The sequence below is a fragment of the Qipengyuania algicida genome (genome assembly GCF_009828025.1).
Taxonomy (GTDB): Bacteria; Pseudomonadota; Alphaproteobacteria; order Sphingomonadales; family Sphingomonadaceae; genus Qipengyuania; species Qipengyuania algicida.
Genome location: NZ_WTYA01000003.1, coordinates 223311 through 240951, shown reverse-complemented (window position 1 = coordinate 240951; position 17641 = coordinate 223311). Strand labels below are relative to the sequence as shown.

Sequence of the window (17641 nt, the reverse complement as noted above, 5' to 3'; positions counted from 1 at the left end):
CAGAAACACCCTTTAACTCAAAACGTTCCGGACAAAATGGCCTCGTTCGGTCCAGGTGAAGTGTAGGACGGAAACCTATGCTGGCACGCTCTAAAGCCTCCATTCCGGATTCGGATTGCCATGCAAAAAGGCCGGTTCCCTCGCGAGAACCGGCCCAATCGCCCTCCATATCGGAGCAATCCGTTACGCGGCTTCGGCCTCGTCCATCCCATCGCGCAGCACATAGCCGCGGCCCCAGACGGTTTCGATGTAGTTTTCGCCGCCGCAGGCATGGGCCAGTTTCTTGCGCAGCTTGCAGATGAAAACGTCGATGATCTTGAGTTCGGGTTCGTCCATCCCGCCATAGAGATGGTTGAGGAACATTTCCTTGGTGAGCGTGGTGCCCTTGCGCAGCGAGAGCAGCTCGAGCATCGCATATTCCTTGCCGGTCAGGTGGACGCGCGCGCCATCGACTTCCACGGTCTTGGTGTCGAGGTTGACCGCCAGCTTGCCGGTACGGATGATCGACTGGCTGTGCCCCTTCGAGCGGCGCACTACAGCGTGGATGCGGGCAATCAATTCGTCGCGATGGAACGGCTTGGTGACATAGTCGTCAGCGCCGAAGCCGAAGCTGCGAATCTTGGAGTCCATCTCGGCAATGCCGGACAGGATCAGAACCGGTGTCTGGACCTTGGCGACGCGCAGTTTCTTGAGCACGTCGTAGCCATGCATGTCAGGCAGGTTCAGATCGAGCAGGATGATGTCGTAATCATACAGCTTGCCCAGATCGAGGCCTTCTTCGCCGAGATCGGTCGAATAGACGTTGAAGCCTTCGGTGGTGAGCATCAGCTCGATCGCCTTGGCGGTGGTCGGTTCGTCTTCAATCAGCAATACACGCATGGGTCGGTCCCCCTTGGCCCCTGAGTAAGTCTGACAGTGTTCCGATCCACCGGAACCCCGTGTTAATCTAACCAGCCAACCTCTGAACGGAAAAGGTTAACGTCGCGTAAATTCCTCGACGTGTTTTCCTGCTATAGACTGGTGTGTCATTGATATTATGCGCTGTTTTCCCCCTCTCTGTCGAGTGCGCAATTGCACGGGGCATAATCGGCGGTCGTTCAGCCGAGACCTGCAAGCTTGTTTTGCCGCCTGCGCTGGGCACTCGAACCGATACCAGCCGCCTCGCGATATTTGGCGACGGTGCGTCGGGCGAGGTCGTAACCTTCGCTGTTGAGCTGATCCACCAGCGCCTGATCGGATAAAGGTTTGCGTGGATCCTCGGCGCCGACCAGGGTGCGGATACGCAGCTTGACCGCTTCCGCGCTGGCGCCGTCGCCATCGCCTGACGCGACCCCGCTGGTGAAGAAATACTTGAGTTCGAACGTACCGCGCGGGCAGGCGAGATATTTGTTGCTGGTCACACGGCTGACGGTGCTTTCGTGCATGTCGATCGCCTCGGCCACCTCGCGCAGGATCATCGGCTTCATGGCGATCACGCCCTCGGTGAAGAAGCCTGACTGCCGCTTGACGATTTCGGCGGCCACTTTGAGGATCGTGCGCGCCCGCTGGTCGAGTGCGCGGATCAGCCAGCTCGCCTCGGTCAGCTGTTCGCCGAGCCACGCCTTGCTGCGTTTGTCGATGCAGCCTTCGCGCAGTTCGAGATAATAATCGCGATTGACCACCAGCCGCGGCAGGCTGTCTTCATTGAGTGCGATGTCCCAGCCACCCTTGCGCCCGGGTGCCACGATCACGTCCGGCACGACCGCCGTATCGCTGCCGCCGCCATAGCGTAGGCCGGGCTTGGGATCGTAGCTCCGCAATTCGGCGAGCATGTCGGCGAAATCCTCGTCGTCGACCTCGCACATCCGCTTCAACCGCGCGAAATCCCCGGCTGCCAGCAGGTCGAGATTGTCGATCAGCCGCGCCATGCACGGATCGTAACGATCCGCCTCGCGCGCCTGCAGAGCGAGGCACTCGGAAAGAGTGCGAGCGCCGACGCCAGTGGGATCGAGGGTCTGGACCAATTCCAGCGCGCGTTCGGCTTCGCTGCGGGCGATCCCCATCTCCTCGGCCAGAAGCGCAAGGTCGCCAATGAAATAGCCTGCCTCGTCGATCTCGCCGATCAGGCGTCTGGCAACCAATGCCTCGCGGCTGTCATGGGTAGCGGTGCCGATTTGCTCGGTCAGATGCTGCGCGAGTGTCGGTCCAGCTCCTGCACGGTTCTCGAGATCGGGCAATTCCTCCCCGCTCCCGCCCGTGCTGGCCGCGCGACCCCAGTCGCCGCCGTCGCCCGGCGCACGTTCGGGGTCGAGAGCAGTTGTATCGATGTCGAGCGCCGAGTCCCCGGATTCGAGCGCGCCATCCATCAGCGCATCGGCTTCGCGCTCCTGCGGCGCCTCGGTCGTCTCGCTGTCGCCGGCATCGCGCGAGACCTCGCCAATTTCCAGCAGCGGATTGGCTTCCAGCGCCTCGGCGACATGGGTTTCGAGTTCGAGATTGGACAGCGCCAGCAGCTTGATCGCCTGCTGCAATTGCGGTGTCATCACCAGCGATTGCGATTGCCGGATCTCGAGACGCGGCCCCAGCGCCATTGTTCAGCTCTTCAAGCGGGGACTGATCACAGGGTAAAGCCCTCGCCGAGATAGAGCCGGCGCACGTTCTCGTCCTCGACCAGCGCCTGCGGTGTTCCTGCGAACAGCACTTGCCCGCCGTAGATGATGCAAGCGCGATCGACGATTTCGAGCGTCTCGCGGACATTGTGATCGGTTATCAGGACCCCGATCCCGCGGGTCTTGAGGTCGCGCACCAGATCGCGAATGTCGCTGATCGAGAGCGGATCGATCCCCGCGAACGGTTCATCGAGCAGCATGATCGAGGGCTTGGCAGCCAGAGCGCGGGCGATTTCGCAACGCCGCCGCTCGCCGCCCGACAGGGCCATGGCAGGGCTTTCGCGCAGGCGGGTCAGGCCGAATTCGTCGAGCAGCCGCTCGAGCTCCTGTGCGCGCACGTTCTTGTCGGGCTCGGCCATTTCGAGCACGCAATTGATGTTCTGCTCGACCGTCAGGCCGCGGAAAATGCTGGTTTCCTGCGGCAGATAACCCAGCCCCAGGATCGCGCGGCGATACATCGGCAGCTTGGTGACATCGAGCCCGTCCATCAGGATACGGCCCGAGTCTGGCTTCACCAGCCCCATGATCGAATAGAAGCACGTCGTCTTGCCCGCACCGTTGGGTCCAAGCAGGCCCAGCACCTCGCCCTTGGCGACCGACAGCGAAATATCGGTCAGGACCTGGCGCTTGTCGTAGCTCTTGGCGATCGACACGACTTCCAGTCCGCCTCCGGTCAGGGGCGGGGCGGCATTGGCTACCGCCTCTTCGGCGAGCTCGGTTTGGTCGACATCGGCCATGTAGCGTCATGTAGCATCCGAATTGGCGGTGAAAACCCCGGGGCAGCCGATATTCCGAGGTTCTGGCAGGAATCATGCATGGAATGGCTGGTTCGCGTCCATCGAACAGGATCGAACAGGGACACGATCTATCGTTTATGTTCGGGACAGGCCGCCAACCACTCTGTTGCGCTGACCCGTAAGTTGGGTTTATGATCCTTCCCGGAGAGGCAGTTTGGGGAAAATGCCATGGGCAAGGCGTTGAGCGATACCGCGCATACAAATGCGAAGGGGCGCCATGTAGACTGGCGCAAATCGATGAGCGACAACGTCGCGGTTGCGTTGATCGTTTACACCGGCCTCAATATCTTCCTCACGGTCGGCGCAATCCGCGAGACGGGCCTCAAGTCGCTGGCAATGGTGTGTCTCGTGCTCCTGGTTGCAGGCATTATCCCTGCGTGTCGCAAAATCGATCGGCGCTGGAGTGATCTGCCTGAGGATCAGGCGCATGATCCGGCGCTGTCGCCCGCCTTCCGGCGGGACCAGATTGTGCTGTGGCTGGCCGCGCTTGGCCTTCCATTCGCACTGACCCTGTTTTTCCGCAGCCTCGGCTGAAACCCGATCTGCGGTTTACGGCTGCGAGGCGCACGCCTAACCGGTCCCTCAACAGGTTTTCCGGAGTTTGCAGGGACATGATCGACAAGACCACGGCGCTGGAGCGATGCGACGATATCGTCGCGCTGGCGCGCCGTTTGGGGGCGGACGCGGCCGACGCGGTGATGCGCGCGGACAGTGCGGAAGGCGTGTCGATCCGCTTGGGCAAGCTGGAAGAGGTCTCACGCTCCGAAAGCGAGGCGATCGGTCTGCGCGTGTTCGTCGGCCAGCGGTCCGCATCGGTCAGCAGCAGCGACTTTTCAAACGCATCGCTGGAGGCATTGGCCGAGCAGGCGATCGCCATGGCTCGGCTCGCGCCGGAAGATCGCTATGCCGGACTGGCCCCGCGTGATCGGCTTGCCAAGGGCCCATTCCCCGGCCTCGAACTGATCGATCCGGTCGAGCCGTCTCCGGACGAACTGCGCGAAGCCGCTCTCGAAGTCGAGGAGGCTGCGCGCAGCGTTTCCGGCGTCACCAATTCCAACGGTGGGGAAGCGAGTTTTTCGCAGGCGGTGGTTGCGTTCGTCACGTCGGACGGGTTTGCGCGCAGCTATGGCGGGACGGGCCATTCGCTCGGCGCCAGCGTGATTTCGGGTGAAGGCCATGCGATGCAGACCGACCATTGCTATCGCTCTACCCGCCACCGAGCGGACCTGCCCTCGGCAGGCGAAATCGGCATAAAGGCGGGGGAGCGTGCCGTTGCGCGCGTCGGCCCGGTCTCCATGCCCAGCGGCCCGGTGCCGGTGGTGTTCGACCCGCGTGTCGGCAGCGGGCTCATCGGTCACTTGCTTGGCGGAATGAGCGGGGCTGCTGTAGCCCGCAAGGCCAGCTTCCTGCTCGGCCATGAGAACGAACGCCTGTTCGACCCGGCGATCCGCATTGTCGAAGAGCCTTTGCGTCCACGCGGCCATCGCTCGCGCCCTTTCGATGGCGAAGGGCTCGCTTGTGCGCCGCGCGCGCTGGTCGAGGACGGCCATATTTTCGGCTGGCTCACGAACAGCGCGGCAGCGCGGCAACTCGATGCGCCGCTGACCGGTCACGCAGGGCGCGGCATCGGCGGCGCACCCGGCGTCCAGGCGAGCAACGTCCATTGCGAAGCGGGCGAATGTTCTCCCGACGAACTGATGAGCGACATCATCGACGGGCTCTATGTCACGCAGCTGTTCGGGCAGGGCGTGAATTTGGTGACCGGCGATTACAGCCGCGGTGCATCGGGTTTTCGTATTCGCAATGGGGCGATCGCCGAGCCTGTTGCGGAGATCACCGTAGCAGGCAATCTCATCGCCATGTTCGGCGCGATGCGCGCGGCAGACGATCTGGAATTCCTTCAGTCGGTCAACGTCCCGACACTGCGAATCGACGGGATGACGGTGGCGGGGTCGTGAAACGCTTCTGGATCGTATTCGCGCTGGCGGCGGTATCCCTGCTCAATATGGGCCACCCCGCGTTCGCCCAGCTCGGCCAAATCCTCGGTTCGCCTGCCAGCAGTGCCACGGCATCGCCAAGTCCGGCCGCGCCCGAGCAGGCGATCTCCGAAGTTCAGGACAACAACTCGGACGCCAGAATCGCGGCACGCATTCGCGGAATCTTCGCCGAGCTCCCGGAGTTTTCAGGGGTCAAAGTCGAAGTAGGACAAGGGGTCGTCAGCCTGAGCGGCACCGTCCCGAACCAGCCCGATATCGCGCGCGCCGAAAACATCGCGGCGCGGGTGACGGGGGTAGTGACGGTCAACAATGACTTGGCTCGCGATATCAGCGTCAAGGTCGGCAGCAGCACCATCGATTCGCTCACGCAGAAATTGCAGGCGCTGCTCAAACTGCTGCCGCTCATCGGCGTTGCGATCCTGCTGGCCGCGATCATCATTGCAATCGGCTATGCTATCGCAGGCCTCACGGGACTATGGCGGCGGATCGCCCCAAACAGCTTCCTTGCCGAACTGATCGCCAGCGCGATCCGGTTCGTGTTCATCCTGTCGGGCCTCATCATCGCGCTCGATATGGTCGGTGCCGGCACGCTGATGGGCGCGGTGCTCGGCGGTGCGGGCGTTATCGGCATCGCCCTTGGCTTTGCCATGCGCGACACGATCGAGAATTACGTCGCCTCGCTGATGCTCAGCCTGCGCCAGCCTTTCCGTCCCAACGATTGGGTTGAGATTGATACCTATGAAGGCCGCGTGATCCGCCTTACCAGCCGGGCGACGATCCTGATGACGCTCGACGGTAACCATTTGCGCATTCCCAATGCGCAAGTGTTTAAGGCGGTGATCCTCAACTTCACCCGCAATCCCCAGCGCCGGTTCCAGTTCGACATGGGTGTGGATTCGGACGACGACGCGCTGGCCGCGCGCAACCTTGGAGTCGAAACTCTGGCGCAATTGCCCTTCGTTCTGGGCGATCCCAAGGCTGAAGGGCGGATCATCCAGGTCGGCGATTCGAATGTGCTGGTGCGCTTCCTCGCCTGGATCGACCAGCGAGATACCGACTTCAACAAGAGCCAGAGCCTCGCCATCGTGGCGGTCAAGGTCGCCCTCGAAAAAGCCGGTTTCGGTCTGCCCGAGCCGATCTACCGCCTGCGCTTCGATCCGCGCACGATGCCTCTGCCGTTCGAAAATATCGCGCAGGGCTCACGCACCGCGAATCCGTCACCGGACTCGCACAAGGTCTCAGCCTCGGCTGAAGTCGTGACAACCGAGGATGTCCGACCTGCCGATGAAGTCGCGGATATGGTCGAGGCGGAGCGCGCGAACGATCCGGGCGAAAGCAAGGATCTTCTCGATCACTCCCGCCCGGTCGAATAGCTTACTTTTTCGCGCGTTCGATTGCTTCCATCACGATCTGCCGAGCTTCGGCGGCATCGCCCCAGTTCCCGATCCGCACCCATTTCTCGGCCTCGAGATCCTTATAGTGGGTGAAGAAATGCTCGATCTGCTGGAAGATGATCGAAGGCAGGTCCTTGGTCTCGCCGACATCGGAATAATAGGGGAAGGTCGAATCGACCGGGACGCAGATCAGCTTCTCGTCGCCGCCATGTTCGTCTTCGAGGTTGAGCACGCCGATCGGGCGTGCGCGTACCACGCTGCCGGCGATAAACGGGCTGCGTGCAATCACCAGCGCGTCGAGCGGATCGCCATCGGGTGACAGCGTATGCGGGACGAAGCCGTAATTCGCCGGATAGCGCATCGGCGTGTGCAGGATGCGGTCGACGAACAGTGCGCCACTTTCCTTGTCGAACTCATACTTAACCGGTTCGCCGCCGGTCGGAACCTCGATGATGACGTTGAGGTTTTCGGGCGGATTGTCGCCCACGGGGATTTTGCTGATCTGCATGGCTGCTTTCTATCGGACTGCGGCAGGGGGTGCCGACTTTCCGCGGCCCACTAACCCCAGCGGTGTGTCAGGGCAAGCGCTTCAACCGCCGCCTCCGCTGGCGCGGCCGGTGGCAAGTCCGCCCAGCGCATTGATGACCAGCGCAATGATCCCGAGATTGAAAACGAAAGCGAGAAGACATTGACCTAGTACGATCTTGCGCATCCGGCGCGCAGTGATCGCGACGTCCGACGTCTGGAAGGTCATCGCCAGCGTCCCCGAGAAATAGAGGAAATCGGAAAACAGCGGATCGCCTTTGCCGGGAAAGTCCAACCCCCCGCGATCGGCGCCCTGCTGCCGGGGGTCTTCGCCGTAATAAAGATGGGTGTAGTGCAGCGCATAGAGCGCCATGATAAACAGCCAGGCAGCGACGATCGCCCCGAGCAGTCGCGCCAGTGCGCCCATATTGCCCTGCGTTGCCTCGGGCAATTCTCCCGCCAGCGCGGCGAGCACTGCCACCACGATTACCACCGCCATTACCAGCACCAGCACGCGGTTGGCATCGTTCTGGCGCGCATGGCGGCGCAGGATCGCGGCATCGCCGTCGCGCAACAGCGGAACCAGCGACAGGAGATAAAGCGTGGCGGCAAAATCGAATCCTGCCGCCAGCGCGTCTTCCCACTTGCCGCCCAGCCCCACGTGCCAGGCCAGCGTTCCGCCCACCAATACCGCCAGAAAGACCAGGAAGCGCGCCGACGCGATCCTGTTGCCGATCCCGCCGCGCACCTCGCTCATCGCTGGAGGTTACTTCGTTCTCGGTGCGAGCAGGCGGTCGAGCCCGGTTTCGCCCTTGCCGGTCGGTTCGATCCACGGATAGCGCAGGCCGCCGTGGTAATCGATCGCGATGGTGTCATAGGTATCGCCGCGCTTGACCAGCAGCTTGATCGGTTCCTTGCCGGTCTTAGCAGTGGTGATCGCATCGTCGATAGTCTCACCCGAATAGGCATTGCCATTCACAGCGACGATCTGCGCGCCATTGACGATCCCGGCCTTGAAGCTCGGCCCGTCCCACAGGGTCGAGGCGACCTTGCCGTTCTTGTCGATGCTCATGCCGAGCGAATAATAGAGGTCGTGGCTCTTGCCATAGTCGGACCGACCCTTGTCGTAGGGGTTCTGCGTGTCCTTCCACACCAGATGATAGCCGGCCATCTCCAGCCCCTTGAGCGGAGCGGGCTGTCCCGGATCGTAGAGCCTCGTCTTGAGGAAGCTGGCCCAGTCATACGGGTAAACCGAATTGAGCGCCTTCACGACATCGTCGAAATTGTAGGTGTTGATGCCCCAGTCGCCATCGCGGACACCGAAGAAAGCCTTGGCGAAATCGTCGAGGCCTTTCTTGCCATTTGTACCCTTGCGGATGATCTGGTCCGCTTCCAGCCAGATCAGCGCGCCTTCGACGTAATAGTCTTCGCTGCGGCTCAGTGAGGAATAGGGCAGCGGGCGGCGCGAATTGATGATCGGATCGTTGGTGGTGTCCTCTACCCCGCGCCAGCTGCGGCCCGGCTGGCCTTCGTCATAGAGCGCGGCGGCGCGTGCCCACATGCCGAGCACGGTATCCTTCTTCTGGATGCCCGACCTTGCGGCGAGGACATAGCCCCAGAACTGCGTCTGACCTTCATAGACCCACAGCAGCGAATCCTGCATCGGTGTGCGATAGTCGGGCGTCCACAATTCGGCCGGACGGCGATACTTGCCGTTCCAGCTGTGGACCAGCTCGTGCGCCACGACATTGTGGTCCCAGTCCATCTTGTCCCAGTCGATGAACGCCTTGGGTTCGAACTGGTTTTCGGACGAGCGGTGGTGTTCGAGGCCGATCCCGCCCATGCGGTCGGTCAGCGCGAGCAGCGTATCGTAATGATCGAAGTGACGCGAGCCAAACAACGCTTCGGCCTCGGCATACATCTTCTTGAACTTGGCGAGGTTTTCCGGTGCCAGCTTGAGCAGCTTGGGTGCATCGGCGACCACGTCGAGGTGAATGTTGTCGGGAAAGCTGAACTGTTCGGCATATTTGCCCGCGAAGATCGGCGAATCGACCAGCGTTTCGTAATTGGTCTGGTCCCAGGTCACCGTGTCACCGGTCTGCTTCTGCCCGTCGAGCGCGGTGAACACGCGCCACCCGTCCGGGAATTTGACCGTCGGGGTGATTTCGATCCGGCGGGTGTAATGGCCCGCGGGATAGAAGCTCATCTTCTCCCATTGCAGGTTGAGCATCTCCTGCGTCATCGTGATCCGGCCCTGGCTGGACTGGGTCGGCGAGGTATGGACGAAATTCGCCACCACCGCGCTCGCACCCTCGGGCACGGTCACGTCGATCTCATACACGTCGAGCGGGTTGCGGGTCCATTTCAGTTCCTTGCCGTCGGCGGTGAAATGGAAGTCGGCGATGAGGTTGATCGGCCCGCGCGCGGCGTGATTGCCGGGCAGCCATTCGGGATAGAGCAGCTTGAGCGTGGTCATGCCCTGCGGCACAGGGATCGTCTCGGCAACACGATAGACGCCGCGCTCGGTATCGGTCGCATCGATATGCAGCTGGATCGGTCCGCCGGGCCATGCGGTGTCGGACGGCAGCGGGGTCGCATCGTCGAGCTGCTGCTCAACGGGCATTGACTTGGCGGCTTGTGCGTGGAGCGGCTGGGTAGACATCATCAGGGCGGCGGAGAGCGCGATCGGCGCGGTGCGACTTTTCATGGCCGCAGGTCATGCCGTCCCTTCCGCCGCTTGGCAAGGGCGCTTTATCGGCGGCGCTTATGTCGCTAGAGGGCGCTCACCATGAGCAGCAAGACCCCACAAGCGATCCGCGGAACGCAGGATATTTTCGGCGCCGAAGCGGAAAGCTTCGCCTTCGTCGTCGAGACCTTCGAACGCGTGCGCAAGCTCTATCGCTTCCGCCGCGTCGAAATGCCGGTGTTCGAAAAGACCGAAGTGTTCAGCCGCGCAATCGGCGAGACGACCGATGTCGTGTCCAAGGAGATGTACAGCTTCGAGGATCGCGGCGGAGATTCGCTCACACTGCGTCCCGAATTCACCGCCGGCATCGCGCGCGCTTACCTGTCCAACGGCTGGCAACAGCACGCGCCGGTGAAGCTCGCGACGCACGGCCCACTGTTCCGCTACGAGCGCCCGCAGAAGGGCCGTTATCGCCAGTTCCACCAGCTCGACGCCGAAATCATCGGTGCGGCTGAGCCACAGGCAGACGTCGAGCTGCTCGCGATGGCGGATCAGCTGATCCGCGAGCTGGGGATCGAGGGCGTGACGCTGCACCTCAACACGTTGGGCGATGCCGACAGCCGCGAGGCATGGCGCGCCGCGCTGATCGATTACTTCCGCGCGGTGAAGGACGAGCTGAGCGAGGAATCGCAGGAGCGGTTGGAGAAGAACCCGCTGCGGATTCTCGACAGCAAGGATCGCCGCGACAAGCGTTTCGTGGCCGATGCACCCAAGATCGACAAGTTCCTGTCCGACGAGGCGCGCGCGTTTTTTGCCGCGGTGACCAGCGGTCTCGACGCGGCGGGAGTGAAATGGGCGCGCGCCGAAAGCCTCGTGCGCGGGCTCGACTATTACCGCCACACCGCCTTCGAATTCATCCCCGACGAGGGCAGCGAAGCGGCCTCGCGGCTGGGCAGCCAGAGCACGATCCTCGGCGGCGGGCGCTACGACGGGCTGATGGAAAGTCTCGGTGGGCCAGCGACACCAGCGGTGGGCTGGGCCGCAGGGATTGAGCGGCTGGCGATGTTGGTAGGGGAGAGGGGCGAGCAAGTTGCCGACGTGATTGTCGTCGTGGAAAACGATGGGATGACTGGTGATGCGACGACCGCAATCGGTAAGCTTCGAGATGCAGGTTTCACCGCTGAAATGCTGGCCACGGGAAGTCCGCGCAAGCGGTTCGACAAGGCATCAAAAATGGGCGCAAAAAGTCTCGTGTCGTTTGTTTCCGCTGATAGCGTGCGGGTGCGCGGCGAACGACAAAGCGAGATCGAAGCCCTGCTTGCATGACCATCCCCACCGAACGTCTTGATCAAATCGCCCACCGCTTCGCCGAGATCGAGGCGCGGCTTGCTTCGGGCACGCTCGAGGGCGACGAATTCGTCGCCGCGAGCCGCGACTATGCCGAGCTGGAGCCGGTCGCGCGCGCGGCGATCGAATTGCGCGAGATGCGCGGGGAAATCGCCGGGCTTACCGAAATGCTCGCCGATCCCGAAATGAAGGCGATGGCCGAGGAAGAACTCGCCGAGCTGCGCGAGAGCCTGCCCGAGAAAGAGCGCCTGATCGCCATCGCCATGCTTCCGCGCGATGCCGCCGACAGCAAGCCTGCCATGCTCGAAATCCGCGCCGGGACGGGCGGCGACGAGGCGGCGCTGTTCGCAGCCGACCTTTACCGGATGTACGAACGCTTTGCCGCCGAGCAGGGCTGGAAGGTCGAGCCGGTGAGCATGAACGCCAATGAGATCGGCGGCTTCAAGGAAGTGGTCGCCAATGTCACCGGCACGGGCGTGTTCGCCAAGCTCAAGTTCGAAAGCGGCGTCCACCGCGTTCAGCGCGTGCCCGAGACCGAGAGCGGCGGGCGCATCCATACCAGCGCCGCCACCGTCGCCGTCCTGCCCGAGCCGGACGAGGTCGATGTCCAGATCGATCCCACCGAGCTGAAGATCGACACCTATCGCGCCAGCGGCGCGGGCGGGCAGCACGTCAACACCACCGACAGCGCGATCCGCATCACGCACTTGCCCACCAACACGGTTGTCACCTGCCAGGACGGACGCAGCCAGCACAAGAACAAGGAAAAGGCGATGCAGGTGCTGCGTACCCGCCTTTACGATGCGCAGCGTGCGGCGACGCAGGGGGCGGAGGCCGAGGCGCGTAAGGCGATGGTCGGTTCGGGCGACCGTTCCGAACGCATCCGCACCTATAATTTCCCGCAAGGGCGCGTGACCGACCACCGTATCGGGCTGACGCTGCACAAGCTGCCGGAAATCCTCGCCGGGCCCGGTCTTGCCGAACTGGTCGATGCACTGATCGCCGAGGATGAGGCCAAGCGGCTCGCGGCGCTGGAATCATGACCGTCGCCGAGCGGCTGCGCGCAGCGGTCGTGGAGCTTGGCCCGGCGGCCTCGACTGCAAGGCTCGATGTCGAATTGCTGATGGCCGATGCGCTGGGCGTGTCGCGCTCGGCCATGCTGATCGGGCACATGCGCGATCCGGCTCCGCAAAGCTTCGAAGCGGCTTTCGCAAGGCGGCTGGCGGGCGAGCCGGTTGCCTATATTCTCGGCTGCACGGGGTTCTGGGATCTTGAGCTTGCCGTCACTCCCGATGTGCTGATTCCGCGCGGCGACAGCGAAACGCTGATCCGGGCCGCGCAGGAGGTGTGTGCGGACAATCCGCCTACGCGTATTCTCGACTGCGGGACGGGGTCCGGCGCGCTGGTGCTGGCCGCGCTAACGGTGTTTCCCAAGGCGCAGGGCATCGGCATCGACCGATCGCCCGCGGCACTGGCCGTCGCGGCTGGCAATGCCGTGAGCAACGGGCTGGCCAAGCGCGCCAGCATGATCGCGCGCGACTGGGATACGCCGGGCTGGTCGAACGATCTCGGGCACTTCGACCTGGTCCTCGCCAACCCCCCCTATGTCGAGGACGCCGCCGTGCTGGAGGCCGTGGTCCGCGATCACGAACCGGGCGGCGCGCTGTTTGCGGGGCCTGAAGGCCTCGATGCCTATCGCGTGCTTGTCCCGCAGCTCAGGCAATTGTTGACAAAGGGCGGCGTGGCGATCGTCGAAATCGGCGCGCGTCAGGCAGCGCAGGTCACTGACATTTCTGTCAAATGCGGCTTTACCGTCGATCTGCGTTACGATCTGGGAAATCGGCCACGTGCGCTGATTTTGCGATAGGGGCTTGGCAAAGACCGTCACACCCTCTACGTCTGGTTGCAGACGAGCGGTTCGGGCCTCGCAGCTCCCCGTTTTCGTCTGGCTCCGACAATTGCAAGACCTGCGCGCACCAAGCTTCGCGTGTGTGCCGGGAAGGCAAGGGGCTCCGCATCGGCCATGATGGCGGTGCGGAAAAGGGGTCATGCGGGTGTTCCGCAGGCATGGCGTGATTTAGGGCGCTTCAGGGAACGAGGAAACTATCCCTTTGAACAACAATCGCAACAACAACAACCGCCGTCGCGGTCGTGGCAATCGCAATCAGGGCGGGGGAAACCAGTCCAACCGGATCGATAGCCGTGCACGGGGCAATGCGCCCCAGCTGCTCGACAAGTACAAGAAGCTGGCGCAGGACGCGCAGCACAATGGCGACCGCGTGCAGGCGGAATATTACCTGCAGTTCGCGGACCATTATTTTCGCGTGCTCGCCGACAATCGCGCCCGCCAGGAAGAACAGCGCGCACGGCGTGACGAGCGCGATAGCGACGATGACGACAGCGATGACGATGACGATGGCGAAGATCGCCGTCGCAATTCCAACCGCCATGGCCGCAATCGCCGCGACGAGCGCAGCAATCGCCCGGACGACAACAATCGCTCAGACGACAATGACTCGCGCGAAGGCGAAGAGGCTTCGGAAGGCGATAGTGGCGAAAATCCGTTCTCGCGCTCGGTGGATGCGCGTTCCGGGGATCGGGACAGCAAGCCGAAGCGCAAGCCGGCCCGCGCCCGCCGGGACGACAGCGAAAGCGACGATGGCGAGGCCAAGCCCGTTCGTCGGGCGGCGCCCAAGCCGCGCCAGCGCAAGAGCGCCGATGCAGGCAAGGATGACGCCGGTATCGACGTCGCTGCCCTGCCGCCTTCGATTGGCGCGAACGACGCAGACGCTGAGAAGAAAGCGCCCAAGCCGCGTCGCCGTCGCAGTACAGGCGACGATGGCCCGATGAGCGCGGTCGGCTGATCCGCGCCAGAGCGCCGGAGCAGCTGGCTTGCACGAACCGCAGATCCGTACCCGCCCCGGCCCGTTGATGCGAGCCGGGCGCTGGGTCGACGCCCATCCGCGTATTGCGGCTCCGGTGTTCGGTGCGGTGGCTGCAACTGGCTTCCCGCCGCTGGAGCTGTGGTGGGTTGCGATTCCTGCCGTCGCCGGACTCGCTTGGCTGGTCTGGCGCAGCGCCAACTGGCGACAGGCCGCGCTGATCGGCTGGCTGTTCGGCGTTGCTCATTTCACCGTCACCAACAACTGGATTGCGACGGCCTTTACCTACCAGGCAAATATGCCCGCCGCGCTAGGCTGGGCGGCGGTGCCGCTGCTATCGCTCTACCTCGCGGTCTGGCCCGGCTTTGCCGCCGGAGCAGCGCGTGCGATTGCGCGGCGCGGTTCGCTGACCGCTTTCGGTTTTGCCTTTGCTGCATGCTGGATAGCGGGCGAATGGTTCAGGAGCTGGGTGTTCACCGGCTATGCCTGGGGGCCGCTATCGCTGATGCTGCTCGGGACGTTCAGTCGCCCGGGCGCCGCGATGCTGCTGCCGTGGATCGGCACCTATGCGCTTTCCGGAGTGGTAGTGCTGGTGGCAACATCGCTGCTCGCCTTGCTGATGGCGCGGCGATGGATCGGTGCCGGAGCACTGGCGGCTGTGGTCGCCGCGCTGATGCTGTGGCCAGCGGGGCAAGGGCGGCAGGGAACTTTGCCCTTCACACTGGTCCAGCCGAATATTCCGCAGGAAGAGATCGACGATCCGACCAAGTTCGAATCGCAGTTCGCCACCCTCGCCAAACTCAGCGTGAAGCGCCGCGATGTCAGCCACCGCATCGTGCTGTGGCCTGAAGGCGCGATCCCCGATTACCTGCGGCCCGGCTATCCCCAGCGCTATTACGACGAATTGACGGCCATGGGCGATCCGGCCTTCGCGCGGCGGAGGCTGGGCTATGTCGCGGGGCCGGGCGGTTTGTTGCTGCTCGGTTCGATCGATCTGAAGATCGGGGGCAATGCGAATTACCCGCGCGCCGTGGGGGCCTATAACACCATCACCGCAATCGATTCCAAGGGCAAGATCGTCGGCGGTTACGCCAAGGCGCATCTGGTACCCTATGGCGAATATCTGCCGATGAAATGGCTGCTCAAGCCGCTCGGCCTCTCGCGGCTGGTATCCGGCTCGATCGATTTCATTCCCGGTCCCGGCCCGCGCACGCTCGATTTCGGGCCGTGGGGCAAGGCAGGGATGCAGATCTGTTACGAGATCGTCTTTTCAGGCCGCGTCATCGACGAGGCGAATCGGCCCGATTACATCTTCAACCCTTCCAACGATGGCTGGTTTGGAGCTTGGGGACCGCCGCAACACCTCGCACAGGCGAGGATGCGGGCGATCGAGGACGGGTTGCCGATCCTGCGCTCGACCACCAGCGGGATCAGCGCGGTGATCGATGCGCGCGGCGTCGTTCGCGCGCACCTTGGCCGCCGCGTCGCCGGGCGGATCGACGGGCTGGTGCCCCCGCCTCATGCCCCCACGCTGTTCGCGCAGCTCGGCATCTGGCTCACGCTGATCTGGGGCCTGCTGCTGATGGGCGGATGGCTGGTTGCAAGCAGGCTTCCTGAGCGCTACTGGAGGCGGACATAAAGCTATCTTTATATCGGAATATCCTCACTTATGCGCAGCAGCTATCTCTTCACCTCGGAAAGCGTTTCCGAAGGCCATCCGGACAAGGTTTCCGACCAGATATCCGACGCGATCGTCGATCTGTTCCTTGCCAAGGACCCCGAAGCGCGGGTCGCGTGTGAGACGCTGACGACGACGCAGACTGTGATCCTGGCGGGCGAGATTCGCGGACGCGGTATCATGGACACCGACGGCACCTGGGCCGAGGGGATCGAGCAGGAAATCGAAGATACGGTGCGCCGCACGGTGCGTGAGATCGGATACGAGCAGGACGGGTTCCACTGGGAAACGCTGCGCTTCGAAAACAACCTCCACCCGCAGAGCGCGCATATCGCGCAAGGCGTCGATTCGTCCGGCAACAAGGACGAAGGCGCGGGCGACCAGGGGATCATGTTCGGCTTCGCGTGCGACGAGACGCCCGATTTGATGCCGGCGACGCTCGATTACAGCCACAAGATCCTCCACCGCATGGCAGCCGACCGCAAGAGCGGTGCGGCGCCCTTCCTCGAACCCGACGCCAAGAGCCAGCTCACGCTGCGCTACAAGGATGGCAAGCCGGTCGCCTGCACCGCGGTGGTGGTCAGCACCCAGCACGCCGAAGGCTATGACAAGGGCGATCAGGAAGCCGAGCTCAAGTCTTACGTGAAGCGCGTGGTGGGCGAGATCCTGCCCGATGGATTCATCACGGATGAGACCAAGTGGCACATCAACCCCACCGGCAGCTTCGTGATCGGCGGGCCGGACGGCGACGCGGGACTTACGGGTCGCAAGATCATCGTCGACACCTACGGTGGCGCAGCCCCGCATGGTGGCGGTGCGTTCAGTGGCAAGGACCCGACCAAGGTCGATCGTTCAGCGGCTTATATCACGCGCTATCTCGCCAAGAACGTGGTCGCAGCCGGTCTCGCCAAGCGCTGCACGATCCAGATCGCCTATGCCATCGGCGTCAGCGAACCGCTGTCACTCTACGTCGATACGCATGGCACGGCGGCCGAAGGCGTGACTGACGAGAAAATCGAGGACGCGATCCGCGCAATCCCCGAACTCGGTGGCCTGACCCCGCGCGCGATCCGCACGCACCTTGGGCTGAACAAGCCGATCTACCGCAAAAGCGCGGCCTATGGCCACTTCGGCCGCGAGGCGACCGGCGATTACTTCCCATGGGAACGCACCGATCTGGTGGCACCGCTGAAGGCTGCTTTGGCATAGGCTGACGAAAACGGCGGGCAATAACCTGCAACGAGGACAAGGGAGGATTGCGATCCTGCAAACCTCCCTTGCCACCCGATTTTCACGAGTTCATGCGAGCGCGTTATTTTCGATGGTGCGGCCCTGATCGCTGCTGAAAGCATCTTCACGCAGCCACTGACCGACCTTCCGACCAAACTTGGCAATCGCATTCATATTAAAGAAGTGCATCGCGCCAAGCACAACCACGACCAAACCTATTTTGCTCGACAGGAACTGGATAGCTTCGGCGATACTGTCCGGTGCGCTGCCGAAACGCAGGGTCAGCAAAATCCATCCCAAATTGACGAGATAGAAGCCGACCACCAGCAAGTGATTGGTCGAGCGTGCCAGTACTTCATCGTGACCAAAGCAATCGATCAGGAAGACGATGCCGTTCTTCGATAAGGTCCGCGCAACCCAGACTGTCAAGGCAATGCTGACCACAAGGTAGATCGCA

At 63.0% G+C, this 17641-nt stretch carries 16 protein-coding genes; 9 read left to right on the top strand and 7 right to left on the bottom strand.

What is annotated here, in order from left to right:
- Positions 1–183 precede the first annotated feature (183 nt).
- The 3 genes from ctrA to lptB all read right to left on the bottom strand — a co-directional run bounded on the left by ctrA (position 184) and on the right by lptB (position 3385).
- The gene (gene ctrA / locus GRI58_RS05700; RefSeq protein WP_160752602.1) at positions 184–879 is read right to left on the bottom strand and encodes a response regulator transcription factor CtrA; all 696 of its coding nucleotides are present in this window, start codon (positions 877–879) and stop codon (positions 184–186) included.
- 218 nt (positions 880–1097) lie between these two features.
- Positions 1098–2570: an RNA polymerase factor sigma-54 gene (gene rpoN, locus GRI58_RS05695; RefSeq protein WP_160752601.1), complete on the bottom strand. Its 1473-nt coding sequence runs from the start codon at positions 2568–2570 to the stop codon at positions 1098–1100.
- 26 nt (positions 2571–2596) lie between these two features.
- Positions 2597–3385: an LPS export ABC transporter ATP-binding protein gene (lptB, locus tag GRI58_RS05690; protein WP_160752600.1), complete on the bottom strand. Its 789-nt coding sequence runs from the start codon at positions 3383–3385 to the stop codon at positions 2597–2599.
- A gap of 228 nt (positions 3386–3613) precedes the next feature.
- On the opposite strand from lptB, the gene GRI58_RS05685 reads away from it, so the two are divergent.
- From GRI58_RS05685 to GRI58_RS05675, 3 genes are all read left to right on the top strand, one after another.
- The gene (locus tag GRI58_RS05685; RefSeq protein ID WP_160752599.1) at positions 3614–3979 is read left to right on the top strand and encodes a hypothetical protein; all 366 of its coding nucleotides are present in this window, start codon (positions 3614–3616) and stop codon (positions 3977–3979) included.
- Between the two features lie 77 nt (positions 3980–4056).
- Entirely contained in the window at positions 4057–5403 is a 1347-nt protein-coding gene (locus GRI58_RS05680) for a TldD/PmbA family protein (protein ID WP_160752598.1), read from the top strand.
- A complete protein-coding gene (locus GRI58_RS05675; protein WP_337190894.1) occupies positions 5400–6815 on the top strand; it encodes a mechanosensitive ion channel domain-containing protein in 1416 nt (471 codons plus the stop codon). Before GRI58_RS05680 ends, GRI58_RS05675 begins: the two co-directional genes overlap by 4 nt.
- A 1-nt stretch (position 6816) precedes the next feature.
- Here GRI58_RS05675 and ppa read toward each other — a convergent pair whose 3' ends face one another.
- The 3 genes from ppa to GRI58_RS05660 all read right to left on the bottom strand — a co-directional run bounded on the left by ppa (position 6817) and on the right by GRI58_RS05660 (position 10068).
- On the bottom strand, positions 6817–7344 hold the full coding sequence (gene ppa, locus GRI58_RS05670; protein ID WP_160752597.1) for an inorganic diphosphatase: 528 nt from the start codon (positions 7342–7344) through the stop codon (positions 6817–6819).
- Positions 7345–7425: 81 nt separating this feature from the next.
- Entirely contained in the window at positions 7426–8118 is a 693-nt protein-coding gene (locus GRI58_RS05665; protein WP_160752596.1) for a DUF1345 domain-containing protein, read from the bottom strand.
- A 9-nt stretch (positions 8119–8127) separates the two neighbouring features.
- Entirely contained in the window at positions 8128–10068 is a 1941-nt protein-coding gene (locus GRI58_RS05660) for a M61 family metallopeptidase (RefSeq protein WP_160752595.1), read from the bottom strand.
- Between the two features lie 81 nt (positions 10069–10149).
- Between GRI58_RS05660 and hisS the strand changes: the two genes are divergently transcribed.
- From hisS to metK, 6 genes are all read left to right on the top strand, one after another.
- Positions 10150–11373, top strand: a complete 1224-nt coding sequence (gene hisS / locus GRI58_RS05655; protein WP_160752594.1) for a histidine--tRNA ligase — start codon at positions 10150–10152, stop codon at positions 11371–11373.
- On the top strand, positions 11370–12437 hold the full coding sequence (prfA, locus tag GRI58_RS05650) for a peptide chain release factor 1 (RefSeq protein WP_160752593.1): 1068 nt from the start codon (positions 11370–11372) through the stop codon (positions 12435–12437). The genes hisS and prfA overlap by 4 nt, the downstream gene beginning before the upstream one ends.
- The gene (gene prmC / locus GRI58_RS05645; protein ID WP_160752592.1) at positions 12434–13261 is read left to right on the top strand and encodes a peptide chain release factor N(5)-glutamine methyltransferase; all 828 of its coding nucleotides are present in this window, start codon (positions 12434–12436) and stop codon (positions 13259–13261) included. Before prfA ends, prmC begins: the two co-directional genes overlap by 4 nt.
- Positions 13262–13505: 244 nt before the next feature.
- The gene (locus GRI58_RS05640; RefSeq protein ID WP_160752591.1) at positions 13506–14258 is read left to right on the top strand and encodes a DUF4167 domain-containing protein; all 753 of its coding nucleotides are present in this window, start codon (positions 13506–13508) and stop codon (positions 14256–14258) included.
- A gap of 28 nt (positions 14259–14286) precedes the next feature.
- The gene (lnt, locus tag GRI58_RS05635) at positions 14287–15915 is read left to right on the top strand and encodes an apolipoprotein N-acyltransferase (protein WP_337190893.1); all 1629 of its coding nucleotides are present in this window, start codon (positions 14287–14289) and stop codon (positions 15913–15915) included.
- A 30-nt stretch (positions 15916–15945) separates the two neighbouring features.
- Positions 15946–17163 (top strand): methionine adenosyltransferase, encoded by a 1218-nt coding sequence (gene metK / locus GRI58_RS05630; RefSeq protein ID WP_160752590.1) that lies wholly within the window; start codon positions 15946–15948, stop codon positions 17161–17163.
- A 90-nt stretch (positions 17164–17253) separates the two neighbouring features.
- On the opposite strand, the gene GRI58_RS05625 is transcribed toward metK, so the two are convergent.
- Complete coding sequence (locus GRI58_RS05625; protein WP_337190892.1) at positions 17254–17628, bottom strand: hypothetical protein; 375 nt, start codon at positions 17626–17628, stop codon at positions 17254–17256.
- Between the last annotated feature and the right edge of the window lie 13 nt (positions 17629–17641).

What these genes read in the sequence shown, in the direction of transcription:
- GRI58_RS05685 (WP_160752599.1), top strand. Translation starts at nt 3,614, where the DNA reads ATGGGCAAGGCGTTGAGCGATACCGCGCATACAAATGCGAAGGGGCGC.
- GRI58_RS05680 (WP_160752598.1), top strand. Translation starts at nt 4,057, where the DNA reads ATGATCGACAAGACCACGGCGCTGGAGCGATGCGACGATATCGTCGCG.
- ppa (WP_160752597.1), bottom strand. Translation starts at nt 7,344, where the DNA reads ATGCAGATCAGCAAAATCCCCGTGGGCGACAATCCGCCCGAAAACCTC.
- prfA (WP_160752593.1), top strand. Translation starts at nt 11,370, where the DNA reads ATGACCATCCCCACCGAACGTCTTGATCAAATCGCCCACCGCTTCGCC.
- hisS (WP_160752594.1), top strand. Translation starts at nt 10,150, where the DNA reads ATGAGCAGCAAGACCCCACAAGCGATCCGCGGAACGCAGGATATTTTC.
- metK (WP_160752590.1), top strand. Translation starts at nt 15,946, where the DNA reads ATGCGCAGCAGCTATCTCTTCACCTCGGAAAGCGTTTCCGAAGGCCAT.
- lptB (WP_160752600.1), bottom strand. Translation starts at nt 3,385, where the DNA reads ATGGCCGATGTCGACCAAACCGAGCTCGCCGAAGAGGCGGTAGCCAAT.
- rpoN (WP_160752601.1), bottom strand. Translation starts at nt 2,570, where the DNA reads ATGGCGCTGGGGCCGCGTCTCGAGATCCGGCAATCGCAATCGCTGGTG.
- ctrA (WP_160752602.1), bottom strand. Translation starts at nt 879, where the DNA reads ATGCGTGTATTGCTGATTGAAGACGAACCGACCACCGCCAAGGCGATC.
- prmC (WP_160752592.1), top strand. Translation starts at nt 12,434, where the DNA reads ATGACCGTCGCCGAGCGGCTGCGCGCAGCGGTCGTGGAGCTTGGCCCG.
- GRI58_RS05665 (WP_160752596.1), bottom strand. Translation starts at nt 8,118, where the DNA reads ATGAGCGAGGTGCGCGGCGGGATCGGCAACAGGATCGCGTCGGCGCGC.
- GRI58_RS05660 (WP_160752595.1), bottom strand. Translation starts at nt 10,068, where the DNA reads ATGAAAAGTCGCACCGCGCCGATCGCGCTCTCCGCCGCCCTGATGATG.